This window comes from Micromonospora sp. NPDC005367 (assembly GCF_040606825.1).
Taxonomy (GTDB): domain Bacteria; phylum Actinomycetota; class Actinomycetes; order Mycobacteriales; family Micromonosporaceae; genus Micromonospora.
In genome coordinates this window covers 43,672-56,548 of the sequence record NZ_JBEXFP010000019.1, presented here as the reverse complement: position 1 = coordinate 56,548, position 12,877 = coordinate 43,672, and the positions used below count along the sequence as shown (strand labels likewise).

Below are 12,877 nucleotides of genomic sequence, written 5' to 3'. Positions count from 1 at the left end.
CGCTCAGGATCCGTTCTTGAGGAAGTCGGGCACGTCGACGTCGTCGAAGAGCACGCGGCGAGGCGACTGCTGCGGCGCCGGCATGGTCGGTGGCGGCGCCACCGGCGGGTTCTGCGGCGCCGGCTGGTTCTGGTTGGTCTTCCGCCCCGGCTCGGCCGCCTTGTACGCCGGCGCCCCACCGTCGAAGCCCGCCGCGATCACGGTCACCCGCACCTCGTCGCCGAGCGCGTCGTCGATGACCGCACCGAAGATGATGTTCGCGTCCGGGTGAGCCGCGTCGGTGACCAGCTGCGCCGCGTCGTTGATCTCGAACAGGCCGAGATCGGAGCCGCCGGCGATGGAGAGCAGCACGCCGCGCGCGCCGTCCATGCTCTGCTCCAGCAGCGGGCTGGAGATCGCCGCCTCGGCGGCCTCCACCGCGCGGTTCTCGCCACGGGCGCTGCCGATGCCCATCAGCGCGCTACCGGCGCCGCTCATAACGCTCTTCACGTCGGCGAAGTCCAGGTTGATCAGACCCGGCGTGGTGATCAAGTCGGTGATGCCCTGGACACCGGACAGGAGCACCTGGTCGGCGGTGCGGAACGCGTCCATCATGCTGATGTTGCGGTCCCCGAGCGCCAGCAGTCGGTCGTTCGGGATGACGATCAGCGTGTCGCACTGGTTGCGCAGCTCATCGATCCCGGCCTCGGCCTGCACCTGGCGGCGCTTGCCCTCGAACGAGAACGGCCGGGTCACGACGCCGATGGTCAGGGCGCCGAGCTTGCGGGCGATGTTCGCCACCACGGGCGCGCCGCCGGTACCGGTGCCACCACCCTCGCCGCAGGTCACGAAGACCATGTCGGCGCCCTTGAGCACCTCCTCGATCTCGTCACGGTGGTCCTCGGCGGCGTTCTTGCCGACGTCCGGGTTGGCACCCGCGCCGAGCCCACGGGTCAGCTCCCGGCCGACGTCGAGCTTCACGTCGGCGTCGCTCATCAGCAGCGCCTGCGCATCGGTGTTGATCGCGATGAACTCGACGCCCTTGAGCCCAACCTCGATCATTCGGTTGACGGCGTTCACGCCGCCGCCACCGATGCCGACGACCTTGATGACCGCCAGGTAGTTGTGCGGAGGTGTCATCTGAAGGTCCTTTCCCCCTCGAGATTGGCATGGGCCGGCCCCACACGGCTTGGCCAGGCCAGCAGTCGACGTCGGCAGTTCCTCGTGAGGACCAGGGGCGAACCCTCACCCTCTACTAGAGGCTTACAGTTATGTCAACCACTGATCCTCTTCGGGGCAACGTAAGCGCCGTCGCCCCGTGAACCAAGGACCTGACCGGCGTGTCGCCGCCCGGAGCGGGACGGCTCACGTCCGGTGACGTGCCGTCACCGGAAGGTGACCACGTCCGGCGCGCTCACGTCGAGCGTCTTCGCCCGCTGGTCCAGCAGCGCGGTGGCCACCCGCGCCTTGTCCTCGTTCCGGGACGCGTCGCCCCAGACCACCGTCCGACCGCCCTCCAGGCGGAGCTTGATCAGCGCGAGACTCTCCACGGTCACGTCCAGCAGGGAGTCCCGTAGCTCCGGAGAGAGCGCGCCGAGCACCTGCACCGCGGCCCGGGTACCCGGATCGTCCGCACCCGGCCGGGAGACCCGCACCAGCGGCACGTCGCCGGGGCGCTCGTCCAGGTTGCGGAAGACCGTGCCGCTGCGGTCGATCAGGACGAACCGCTCCCCCTGCGGCACCGCCGCCACCGGGGTGCGCTCCACCACGCGTACCACCAGCGCGCCCGGCCAGTCCCGGGTCACCGTCGCCCGTTCCACCGGCGCCAACTCGCCGATCCGCCGGGCCGCGGCGGACAGGTCCACCCTGGCCAGCGGGACCCCGTCCGGCACGCCGGCGGCCTCGCGCACCTGCACCGGCGTCACGAGCTCGGCACCCTCCACCCGCACCGCGCGCACCCCGAACAGGCCGGTGCCCAGGACGATCCAGGCGATCAGCCCCGCCAGCACGAGCACCGCCGCGGCCACCGCCCAGGGCAGCGCGGCGCGCATCCGACGCTGCCGGGCCCGGCGCATGAAACGCCGGGCCGAGGGCGGGACCGCGTCGCTGCCCGCCCGGACCAGCTGCCAACGCCGCACGACCTGGCCACGCCGGCCGGCCGTCTCACCGGTGGTCCGCCCGCGAGCGGGCCCGGGACTCATCCGGCGGCGGGCGCCGCGCCGTCCGGGGTGACGGCGTCACCGGCCGCCGGACCGCCGCTGCCGGCCGGCACCCCCGGAACCGTGCCCCCGATGGCCACGCCGCCTCCGGACGCACCCCCCGGCGTCTGCGCGCCGGTGCCGGAGGCTCCCGCCGTACGGTTCAGCAGGGCGTCCAGCAGCTGGTCGCCCATCAGCGAAATCGGCGGAGCGCCCATGGTCACCACCACGTCGCCGACGCGGGCCCGGCGGGCTACCTCCACCGGCGCCGCCTCCCACGAGTCGACGAAGACCTTCCGCTCGGCCGGCAGCTGCACCGCCTCGATCAGCGCGGCCGAACCCTCCCCGGGCTGGCGCAGCTCACCGGGGCCGAAAACCTCCAGCAGCACCAGCTCGTCGGCGATCGCCAGCGCCTGGGCGATCTCCGCCTGCAGGTCCCGGGTGCGGTAGAGCCGGTAGGGCTGGAAGACGACGATCAGGCGACCGTCCCCCGCCACCTCGCGCAGCGTCTGCAACGCGAGGGTCATCGAGGTGGGGTGGTAGGCGTACTCGTCGTAGACCAGCACGTCGTCGGCGACGCCCTTGCGCTCGAAGCGCCGGCGCACACCGGGAAACGCCGCCAGCGCGGCCTCCGCCGCCTCCAGCGGCAGCTCGAGCAGGTACGCGGCGAGCACCGCCGAGGCGCTGTTGAGGCCCATGTGCCGCCCCGGCACCGGCAGCCGGAACTCGCCGAGCGACCGGCCGTCGATCGCGGCGAGGTAACGCACCCCCTGCGCCGAGGAGGCCATCGCGGTCAGCCGCAGATCCGCGTCCGGCGACTCGCCGTACGTGTACACGCGGCGCCCCTCGGCCCGCAACGTCGCCGCCAGCCGCCGCCCGCCCGGATCGTCCGCGCAGGTGATGACGAACCCCTCCGGATCGGTGAGCCGGGCGAACTCGGCGAAGGCGGCCTCCAGGTTCGCCAGGTCGCCGTAGGTGTTCAGGTGGTCGGCCTCGATGTTGGTGATGATCGAGACGTACGGCCGGTAGATGAGGAAGGACCGGTCGCTCTCGTCGGCCTCCACCACGAAGTACTCGCCCGTGCCGTGGTGCGCGCCCGAACCGACCTCGGAGATCTCCCCGCCGATCACGAAGGACGGATCCGTGCCGGCCTGCTGGAGCACCATGGTGACCATCGAGGTCGTGGTGGTCTTGCCGTGCGTGCCGGCGACCGCGACCGCGCGACGGCCGGTCATCGCCGCGGCGAGCGCCTCCGAGCGGTGCAGCACCCGCAGGCCACGCCGGCGTGCCTCCACCAGCTCCAGGTGGTCCTGCGGGATCGCCGACGAGTAGATGACGGTGTCCACGCCGTCGAGGTTGGTCGGCTCGTGGCTCATGTGGATCGTGCCGCCCAGCGCGCGCATCCCGGCCAGCGACGGCCACTCCCGCAGCTCGCTGCCGGAGACCGGCAGGCCCCGGGTGAGGAAGAGCCGGGCCAACCCGCTCATCCCGACGCCGCCCACCCCGATGAGGTGGATGGCGCCGAGGTCCTCGGCGGTGAGCGTGCCGGCCGGGGTGAACTGCGCAGTCATCGGGCCACCGCCTCGTAGACGAAGTTCAGCAGGGCGAAGTCGCCGTCGCGCCGCCCGTACGCCGCCGCGGCCGTACCCATCGCGGCGAGCCGGTGCGGGTCGCGGATCAACGGGATCACCGTCCGCTCCAGCCAGGCCGGGATCATCTCGCTGTCGTCGACGAGCAGCCCGCCGCCGGCCTCCACCACGGGCAGCGCGTTGCGCTTCTGCTCCTGGTTGCTGTGCGGGTACGGCACGAAGATCGTGGGCAGGCCGATGGCCGCGACCTCTGCGACGGTCATCGCCCCGCCCCGGGCGAGCATGAGGTCGGCGGCGGCGTAGCCCAGCTCCATCTCGGACAGGTAGGGCAGGGTCACGTACGGCACCGGCAGGTCGGTGGGGATCGGCACCGGCTCGTTGCGGGCGCCCATCACGTGCAGCACCTGCACGCCGTTGCGGGCGAGCTCCTTGGCCGCGCCGGCGACAGCGAGGTTGATCGAGCGGGCGCCCGACGAGCCGCCGGCGACGAAGAGCACCGGCAGGTCCGGGCGGAGCCCGAGCCGGGCCCGGGCAGCGTCGCGCAGGGCGGCCCGGTCGAGCCCCGCGATGCTGCGGCGCAGCGGCACACCGACCACCCGGGCGTCCCGCAACGACTCGGCCTGCTGGGGCTGGTGCGGGAAGCCGACCGCGACGTTCTTGGTGAACTTCATGCCCAGCCGGTTCGCCACGCCCGGCGGCACGTTCACCTCGTGGATGACGATGGGCATCTCCCGGCGCCACGCGGCGAGGTAGGCCGGCACCGAGACGTACCCGCCGAAGCCGACCACCGCGTCGGCCTGGACCTCGTCGATCACCTTGCCCGCGGCGCGGGCCGCGGTCCACATCCGGCCCGGCGTGCGGACCAGGTTCATGTTGATCGACCGGGGCAGCTGGTAGGCGGGGATCGGCCGCAGGTCGTAGCCCTGCGGCGGGATCAGGTCGTTCTCCATCCCCCGGGGTGTGCCCAGGCAGGTGATCCGGACGCCGGGGTCGTGTCGGCGCAGGCAGTCGGCGAAGGCGAGCAACGGGTAGACGTGCCCCCCGGTGCCACCTCCCGCGAGCACCACCGAACGCAGCGGACCCATCAGCGTCTCCTCTCGCTCGCCGTCCCGCTCCGCGCCCGGGTCTGTCGGGCACCGCGGGGTACGGCCTGTTCGTCGGACCGCCGCTGCCGCGCCCGAGGCACCGGCCCACGGGCAGCCGGGGGCGACGCCGTCCGGCGACGCCGTCCGGGAAGCGGCGGCAACGGGGCCCAGAGTAGTCGGACCCACCGGGCCGGCGGACGGGCATGGAGGGCTCTGGCCGCATCGGGTTCGGCCCGGGCGAAGGAGGCGAGCATGCCGATCGCCGCGAGCGTGACGACCAGGGCGCTTCCACCGTCGGAGATGAACGGCAGCGGCAGACCCGTGATCGGCATCAGGCCGACCACGCCACCCACATTGATCACGGCCTGACTGACCAGCCACGTCGTCACCGCGGCCGCGGCGAGCCGGCGGAACGGGTCGTCGACGCGCCGGGCGATCCGCAGCCCGGTGTAGGCGAGCACCGCGAAGAGGCTGAGGATCACCGCGCAGCCGACCACCCCCAGCTCCTCGGCGACGACGGCGAAGATGAAGTCGTTGTGCGCCTCGGGCAGCCAGTCCCACTTCAGGCTGCCCTTGCCGAGCCCGACCCCGAACCAGCCACCGTGCTCGATCGCCAGTCGTCCCTGGAAGAGCTGGTAGCAGTCGGTCAGCTTGCACTCCTCCGGGTCCGGCGGGTTGAAGAAGGACATCAACCGGGCGAAGCGGTAGTTCTCCGCGCCCCGCTCGCCGGAGCCGGCGCCGAGCGAGGCGACCGCGATCAGCAGGCCGACCCCGACCAGACCGGCGAGCGAGAGCGCGCCGAACACCCGCAGCCGGACCCCGGCCGCCCAGAGCAGCCCGACGACCAGCGCCAGCAGGCAGATCATGGTGCCCAGGTCGTTGTAGCCGACCAGTACGAAGAGCAGGCCGACCATCGGTACGAGCGGTGTGGCCAGCTCGCGCCACCAGCCGAGCGCGGCGCCCTTGCGGGCGACCACGTGCGCGCCCCAGAGCACCAGCGCGAACTTGGCCAGCTCGGAGGGCTGCACCTGCACGCCGCCGATGAACAGCCAGTTCAGGTACGCCTCGATCGGGCCGATCGAGGCCGAATCCGTATTGCTCAGGCGCGCCCAGGCGACCAGCAGGTTGAGCACGAGCAGCAGCCCGATCGCGGTGAACAGCAGCGGCCGGCCGAGCGCCCGGTACGTCGTCGCGGGCAGCCGCTGGCAGGCCCAGAACGCGACCACACCGATCACCGCGAAGATCGCCTGCTTGACCACCGAGGTCGTGGCGCTGCCCTCCTCGGCGTAGTCCTTCACGCTGGTCGCGGAGAAGACCATGGTCAGACCGATCAGCAGCAGCAGGCCGGCGCTGGAGATCAGCAGGTAGTAGGAAGCCATCGGGCGGTCCAGCAGGCCGCGCAGCGCGGCGAGCCCGCCGGCCGCGTCCAGCCCGCGCAGGGGGGCCGCCGGTGGCGTGCCCGCGTCCGACCCCCGGGCCGTCACGCCCGCCTCCGGTGTACGCCCGCCACCCGGCTCCCGCCGGGGCCGGGCCTGGCTGGTGCCGTCGGTACCTCGTCCCTCCCCCACCCGGACATCATGGCGGCTGCGGCGGCCGCCTGCCCCCGCAACCGTCCCCTCGGCGTGTCGGGATGGACGTCGGGCCCCCGGCCGGCGTGTTCCGCACAGCAGGGGGCCCGTCGACGCGTCGGACCGCGGGACCGCCGGACGGCCCGGCTCAGGTGACGTTGGCCAGGTACTCGCTGTAGAAGAGCCCCAGCGCGATGGCCACGCAGATGCCCGCGATGATCCAGAACCGGACCACGATGTTGACCTCGCTCCACCCCGCCAGTTCGAAGTGGTGTTGCAGGGGCGACATCCGGAAAACACGCTTGCCCGTGGTCTTGAACGAGATGATCTGGATCACGACGGACATCGTGATGATCACGAAGAGGCCACCGATGATCGGCAGCAGCATGATGGTCCGGGTGGACATCGCCATGCCGGCGATCAGACCGCCGAGGCCCAACGCACCCGTGTCGCCCATGAAGATCCGGGCCGGCGAGGTGTTCCACCACAGGAAGCCGACGCAGGCCCCGGCCGCCGCCCCGGCGATCAGCGCGATCTCCAGCGGGTCACGGACCGTGTAGCAGTAGTCCCGGGTGTAGCTCGGGTCGGCACACCAGTGCCGGTACTGCCAGAACGCGATCAGCGCGTACGCGGCGAGGACCATCACCGAGGCGCCGGTGGCGAGACCGTCCAGGCCGTCGGTGAGGTTCACCCCGTTGGTCGCCGCCATCACCACGAAGATGAAGAGGATGACCGCGCCGACCTTCGTGAGCTCCAGCGCCGGGATGTCCCGGATGAAGCTCAGCGTCGTACTGCCGACCGTCTCGGTGTTGGTCGCCGTGCCCTTCGCGTCGGTCATGGTGCTCGGGAAGTAGAGCGCCACGACGCCGAAGACCGCGCCGACCAGGATCTGGCCCAGCAGCTTGCCGCGCTTGTTGAGGCCGCCGCTGTGCCGCTTGCGCACCTTGAGGAAGTCGTCGATGAAGCCGACCGCGCCGGAGAACACCATCAGCCCCAGCAGCACCAGCGCCGTGATGGTCGGCTCGACCTGGGCGATCTGCAGGTCGGGCAGCGTGGTCAGGGCGAGGTGCCCCGCGACGTACGCGATGACCGTGGCCAGGATGAAGACCACGCCGCCCATCGTCGGCGTGCCCTTCTTGCCCTGGTGCATGGCCGGGCCCTCGGCCCGGATCGGCTGACCGGCCTTGAGCCGCGTGAAGACCTTGATCGCGATCGGGGTGCAGAAGAGCGAGATCAGGAACGCCACGCCGACGGCGACGATTACCGCCCTCATGCGGTGGTCTCCCCACTGGCCTGCGCGCGTAGCGCGTCAGCCACCTCCCAGGTGCGGTACCGGGAGCCCTTGACCAGGACGACGTCGCCCGGCCGTAGCTCCCGCCGCAGCACCTCGACGGCTGCCGCCTGATCGGTGAGCAGCACCGACTCTCCTCCCCAGTTGCCTACCGCTGTCGCGCCTTCGAGGATCGGCGCGGCCGACTCGCCCACCACGAGCAGCCGGTCGACGCCCAGCTCGGCCGCGAGCCGGCCGACCTCCGCGTGGCCGTCGTACTCGTAGGGGCCGAGCTCGGCCATGTATCCGAGCACCGCGACGGTACGCCGCCCGCCGCCCAGGGCGGCCAGCGCCTTGAGCGCCGCCGACATCGACGCCGGATTGGCGTTGTACGAGTCGTCGATGACGGTCACCCCGTCGGGGCGGTCGAAGACGTCCATCCGCCGGGTCGACACCAACCCCAGCTCACCCAGCGCCTGCGCCAGCTCGGTGAGCGGCATGCCCAGCTCCCGGGCCACCGCCGCGGCGGCGAGCGTGTTGGAGACCTGGTGGCGGCCGGTCAGGCCGAGCCGCACCGGCGCGCGCCCCTCCGGGGTGACCAGGGTGTACGACCCGCGTCCCCGCTCGTCCAGCACGACGTCCTCGGCCCGCACGTCGGCGTCCGCCGCCTCACCGTAGAAGACCACCCGGGCGTCGGTGCGGGACGCCATCGCGGCCACCAGCGGATCGTCGGCGTTGAGCACCGCGAGACCGTCGGCCGGCAGCGCCTCGACCAGTTCCCCCTTGGCCAGGGCGATGTTCTCCTGCGAGCCGAACCCGCCGATGTGCGACGTCCCGACGTTGAGCACCACGGAGATCCGGGGCGGCACCAGCTCGCAGAGGTAACGCACGTGCCCGATGCCGCGGGCGCCCTTCTCCATCACCAGGTAACGGGTCTCCGGCCCGGCCTTCAGCGCCGTGTACGGGTGCCCCAGCTCGTTGTTGAACGAGCCGGGAGGCGCGACCGTCGCACCGAGCCGGGCGGTGAGCTGGGCGATGAGGTCCTTGGTGGTGGTCTTGCCGGAGGAACCGGTCAGCCCGACCACGGTCAGTTGCGGCAGCCGGTCGACCACCGCGCGCGCCAGCCGGCCCATCGCGTCCCGCGCGTCGTCGACCAGCACCATCGGCACACCGGGCACCTCCCGGGTGCCGAGAACGGCCACCACACCGGCCTCGACGGCCCCCTCGGCGAAGTCGTGCCCGTCGACCTTCTCCCCGGGGAAGGCGACGAAGATCCCTCCGGCGTTCACCTTGCGCGAGTCGAACTCGACCGAGCCGGTGACCCGGACGTCCGGGTCGGCGCCGACGAGCCGGCCGTCGACCGCGGCGGCCACCTCGGCCAGCGTCAGCGGGATCACCGGTGACCCGCCAGGTCGCCGAAGCGGGCGCGCAGCGCGTCGGCCAGCTCCGTGTGGTCGACGAACGGCAGCACCTCGCCGGCCACCTCCTGGCCGCGCTCGTGACCCTTGCCGAGCAGCGCGATCACGTCGCCCGGGCCGGCCAGCCGTACCGCCTCGTCGATCGCCGCCCGGCGGCCGGCCACCTCGGCGATCCGGGCCGTGGTGCCGGCCTGCCGGGCACCGGCGAGGACCTCGGCGCGGATGGCCGCCGGATCCTCGGTCCTCGGGTTGTCATCGGTCACCAGCACCACGTCGGCCCCCTCCGCGGCGGCGGCGCCCATCACCGGCCGCTTACCCCGATCCCGGTCCCCACCGGCGCCGATCACGCAGATCAGCCGGCCGGAGCTCAGTTCACGCAGCGCGGCCAGGGCGGCCACGATCGCGTCCGGTTTGTGTGCGTAGTCGACAACCCCGCGTACGGGCGCGTCAGCGGGGGTGACCAGTTCCAGCCGGCCCGGTACGCCGCCGCAGGCGGCCACCCCGGCGATCGCCGTGCCCGCCTCCACTCCGACCGCCGTCAGCGCGGCGATGGCGAGCAGGGCGTTGGCCACGTTGTGCCGGCCCGGCAGCGCCACGTTTCCGGGCAGGGTGAGCCCGTCGGGGCCGTGCACGGTGAAGCGCTGGGCGTAGCCCTCGCCACCGATGCCGTCGGCCCACCAGGTCGCGTCCCGGTCACCGGCGGCCGAGTAGCTGACCGTGGCGGGCTTGAACAGCGATCGCAGCGCCGGGTCGTCGTGGTTGAGCACCTCGATCCCGCAGCGCCCGTCGAACAGCTGCGCCTTGGCGGCGAAGTAGTCCGCCGAGTCGGCGTGGAAGTCGAGGTGGTCGGAGCCGAAGTTGGTGTAGCCGCCGACGGCGAAGCTGACCCCGCCGACCCGGCCCATGGCCAGCGCGTGGCTGGACACCTCCATCACCACTGCGGTCACCCCGCGCTCGCGCGCGGCGGCCAGCATGGCGTGCAGGTCGGTCGCCTCCGGGGTGGTCCGCACGCTGTCGATGACCAGGTCGCCGAGGCGGGTCTCCACCGTCCCGATCAATCCGGTGGTGTGCCCCGCGGCGCGCAGCCCGGACTCGATCAGGTAGGCCGTCGAGGTCTTGCCGGCGGTGCCGGTCACCCCGATCACGACCAGCCCGGCGGTCGGGTCGCCGTAGACGGCAGCGGCTAGCGCGCCGAGTACCGCGCGGGGGTCGGGCACCACGAGCGCCGGCAGGCCGGCCGCCGTGACCGCGGCCGCGCCGGCCGGGTCGGTCAGCGCGGCCACCGCGCCGGCGGCGGCCGCACCGGCGGCGAACTCGGCGCCGTGCCGGCGGGCACCGGGCAGGGCCGCGTACAGGTCGCCGGGGCGGACCTCCTGGCTGGCGTGTGTGATACCGGTCACCACCACGTCGGTGGCCTCGGCGGGCGGCTCGACTGTGAGCCGGGATGCGAGGTCGCCGAGCCGGGTGCCGGTGACCGTACGAGGGCGAGGATTGCCGGACACGGCGTCAGACCCTACCCGGTCGTCCGGCGCCGGCCGCACAGCCGCCCCGGTGGTTCGTCCCCACTCACCGATGATGTCCCGCCATGCCTGCTCAGCGCGGATAGACCACGAACTCGGGCGACTTGCTCGTCGTCGAGGGTGGCACCTTGTAGTGACGGAGAGTGAATTGCATCATCTCCTTGAACGCCGGCCCGGCGATCGCGGCGCCCCCGCCGGCCGGGACGTACGCGAACACCGCGATCACGTAGCGGGGCTTCTCGGCCGGCGCCATGCCGATGAACGAGGAGACCTCGCCGGGCTGCTTCTTCCCGTCCACCAGCCGCCAGCCGGTGCCGGTCTTGCCGGCCACCCGGAATCCCGGCACCGCGGCCGCCAGGCCGGTGGCGTTGTCGACAGTGGTGACCGCCTCCAGCAGCGTGCGCAGCGCCTGCGCGTTCTTCGGGCTCAGCACCGGGCGGGTGACCGGCGCCTCGGCCGGCGTCCGCTCGCCGTCGGGCCCGATGACCTCCTTGATGAGGTGCGGCTGGATGTACGTCCCGTCGTTGGCGATGGCGGCGTACGCGGCGGCCATCTGCAACGGGGTGGCGTCCACGCTGTGCCCGATCGGCACCGAGCCGTACGACGACTCGCTCCACTCGTCCGCGGGCAGCAGCCGGCCGCTCGCCTCTCCCGGCATGCCCTCTCCGGTCGGCTGTCCCAGGCCGAACCGGCGCTGGTAGTCGATGAGCCGCTCCTGGCCCAGCTTGTCGGCGATCTTGATGGTGCCGACGTTTGACGAGTACGCGAGCATCCCGGCGATGCTCATCCGCCGGCCGTTCGCCGGATGGGTGTCGGAGAAGGGGGTGTCGCCCTTCTCGATGCTGTTCTCGATCGGCAGCGTGGTGTCCGGGGTGATCACACCCTCCTGGAGCGCCGCGCCGAACGTGATGGCCTTGTGCACCGAGCCGGGTTCGACCACGAAGCTGCTCGCCACGTCCTCACGGGCGACCGGGCTGCTCGCCTCCGGCTTGGCCGCGTTGTACGTGGGGTCGCTCGCCTGGGCCAGCACGTCGCCGGTGGCCACGTCGATCACCACGGCCGCGCCGGTGGCGTTGCGCGTCTGCGCCATGTGCCGGCTGAGGATCACCTGCGTCATGTACTGCAGGTCGCGGTCCAGCGTGAGCTGCAGGGAACTGCCCGGCTTGGGTGGCGTCGTCTCGCTGTAACCACCGGGGATCGGGGCGGCCAGGTCGCGACGGCCGGCCTCGTAGACGCGCTTGCCGTCCTCGCCCCGCAGCAGGTCGTCGTAGCGGGCTTCCAGCCCCTCCAGGCCGACCATGTCCTGGCTGGTGAAGCCGATCAGGTTGGCGGCCAGGTCGTCGCCGGGCACCTCACGCCGCTCGTCACGGTGCACGCCGATACCGGGCAGTTCCAGCTCCTGCACCTGCTTGGCGACGCCGATCTCGACTCCCCGGGCCAGGTACTCGAAGCGCGACGGGTTGCCGTTCTCCAGATTGCGCGGCTGCATGAGCTTGGTCAGCTTGGACACGGAGATGCCCAGCAGCGGCGAGAGGGTCTTCGCGGTACCGGCCGGGTCCTCGATCATCGTCGGGTCGGCGAACACGTACCGGGCCTCCACGCTGTGCGCGAGCAGGGCGCCGTCGCGGTCGTAGATCGCCCCGCGTGGCGCCGGCAGGTCCACCGTCCGGGTCCGGTCCGCGACGCCGCCGCCGGCGTACGCGGGCGCGTCCACCGCCTGCAGGACGACCAGCCGGATTCCGATGACCACGAAGAGGGCGAGGGTGAGCACGGTGCCGAGGCGCAGCCGCAGCCGCGGGTCGGCGAGCTTCGGCGGCCGGGGCGGTTTGCGGGCCGGCCGGCGCCCGGCGGGCCGGTCCGGCCGGCGCGCGGTCCGGCGGCGTGGCGCGGACGGCTCGTGGGGCGGGTTGCCCGGAATGCGGGCCTGCACGGTGCGGACCACGCCGGAGCGACCGGCGGCCGCCGCGTCGCGCCGGGCCGCCCGGGCGGCTCCGGCACGGCCGCCGTCGAGCACCTGCAGCGCCGGCCGGAACGGGTCGCCCGACCGGGTGCCGCGCGGGGTGCGGCGCTGTTCTGCCGCGCCACCGCGCGGTGCCCGGTCGTGCTCCTCCCGGATGGTGCGCCCCCGAGGGGTGTACGCCCGAGCCCCGGAGATCCCCCCGCCCGGCTCACCGGCGCCGCGGCCCACGCCCTCCCGGGACGATCCGCGCCGGTCGCCGCGGCGCGGGTCGTCCGACCTCGGCGGCACCG

General features: G+C 72.9%; 9 protein-coding genes. All 9 read right to left on the bottom strand.

Annotated elements, in window-relative coordinates; all coding sequences use genetic code 11:
* Positions 1–3: 3 nt before the first annotated feature.
* The 9 genes from ftsZ to ABZS42_RS15860 all read right to left on the bottom strand — a co-directional run bounded on the left by ftsZ (position 4) and on the right by ABZS42_RS15860 (position 12,875).
* The gene (gene ftsZ, locus ABZS42_RS15900) at positions 4–1,119 is read right to left on the bottom strand and encodes a cell division protein FtsZ (protein ID WP_355145772.1); all 1,116 of its coding nucleotides are present in this window, start codon (positions 1,117–1,119) and stop codon (positions 4–6) included.
* 245 nt (positions 1,120–1,364) lie between these two features.
* Entirely contained in the window at positions 1,365–2,180 is an 816-nt protein-coding gene (locus ABZS42_RS15895) for an FtsQ-type POTRA domain-containing protein (protein WP_355145770.1), read from the bottom strand.
* The gene (gene murC / locus ABZS42_RS15890) at positions 2,177–3,748 is read right to left on the bottom strand and encodes a UDP-N-acetylmuramate--L-alanine ligase (protein ID WP_355145768.1); all 1,572 of its coding nucleotides are present in this window, start codon (positions 3,746–3,748) and stop codon (positions 2,177–2,179) included. The genes ABZS42_RS15895 and murC overlap by 4 nt, the downstream gene beginning before the upstream one ends.
* Positions 3,745–4,851 carry an undecaprenyldiphospho-muramoylpentapeptide beta-N-acetylglucosaminyltransferase gene (gene murG, locus ABZS42_RS15885; RefSeq protein WP_355145766.1) on the bottom strand — a complete coding sequence of 369 codons (1,107 nt, stop codon included), beginning with the start codon at positions 4,849–4,851 and terminating at the stop codon, positions 3,745–3,747. Before murG ends, murC begins: the two co-directional genes overlap by 4 nt.
* Complete coding sequence (locus ABZS42_RS15880) at positions 4,851–6,230, bottom strand: putative peptidoglycan glycosyltransferase FtsW (RefSeq protein WP_355145888.1); 1,380 nt, start codon at positions 6,228–6,230, stop codon at positions 4,851–4,853. The genes murG and ABZS42_RS15880 overlap by 1 nt, the downstream gene beginning before the upstream one ends.
* A gap of 337 nt (positions 6,231–6,567) precedes the next feature.
* Positions 6,568–7,692 carry a phospho-N-acetylmuramoyl-pentapeptide-transferase gene (mraY, locus tag ABZS42_RS15875; protein ID WP_076467874.1) on the bottom strand — a complete coding sequence of 375 codons (1,125 nt, stop codon included), beginning with the start codon at positions 7,690–7,692 and terminating at the stop codon, positions 6,568–6,570.
* Positions 7,689–9,086 carry a UDP-N-acetylmuramoyl-tripeptide--D-alanyl-D-alanine ligase gene (murF, locus tag ABZS42_RS15870; RefSeq protein ID WP_355145764.1) on the bottom strand — a complete coding sequence of 466 codons (1,398 nt, stop codon included), beginning with the start codon at positions 9,084–9,086 and terminating at the stop codon, positions 7,689–7,691. Before murF ends, mraY begins: the two co-directional genes overlap by 4 nt.
* Positions 9,083–10,609 carry a UDP-N-acetylmuramoyl-L-alanyl-D-glutamate--2,6-diaminopimelate ligase gene (locus ABZS42_RS15865; protein WP_355145762.1) on the bottom strand — a complete coding sequence of 509 codons (1,527 nt, stop codon included), beginning with the start codon at positions 10,607–10,609 and terminating at the stop codon, positions 9,083–9,085. The genes murF and ABZS42_RS15865 overlap by 4 nt, the downstream gene beginning before the upstream one ends.
* A gap of 91 nt (positions 10,610–10,700) precedes the next feature.
* Positions 10,701–12,875 (bottom strand): penicillin-binding protein 2, encoded by a 2,175-nt coding sequence (locus tag ABZS42_RS15860; protein WP_355145760.1) that lies wholly within the window; start codon positions 12,873–12,875, stop codon positions 10,701–10,703.
* Positions 12,876–12,877 lie beyond the last annotated feature (2 nt).

Bases quoted from the DNA above. Each gene is read 5' to 3' on its own strand.
- ftsZ (WP_355145772.1), bottom strand. From the start codon at position 1,119: ATGACACCTCCGCACAACTACCTGGCGGTCATCAAGGTCGTCGGCATC.
- ABZS42_RS15895 (WP_355145770.1), bottom strand. From the start codon at position 2,180: ATGAGTCCCGGGCCCGCTCGCGGGCGGACCACCGGTGAGACGGCCGGC.
- murC (WP_355145768.1), bottom strand. From the start codon at position 3,748: ATGACTGCGCAGTTCACCCCGGCCGGCACGCTCACCGCCGAGGACCTC.
- murG (WP_355145766.1), bottom strand. From the start codon at position 4,851: ATGGGTCCGCTGCGTTCGGTGGTGCTCGCGGGAGGTGGCACCGGGGGG.
- ABZS42_RS15880 (WP_355145888.1), bottom strand. From the start codon at position 6,230: ATGGCTTCCTACTACCTGCTGATCTCCAGCGCCGGCCTGCTGCTGCTG.
- mraY (WP_076467874.1), bottom strand. From the start codon at position 7,692: ATGAGGGCGGTAATCGTCGCCGTCGGCGTGGCGTTCCTGATCTCGCTC.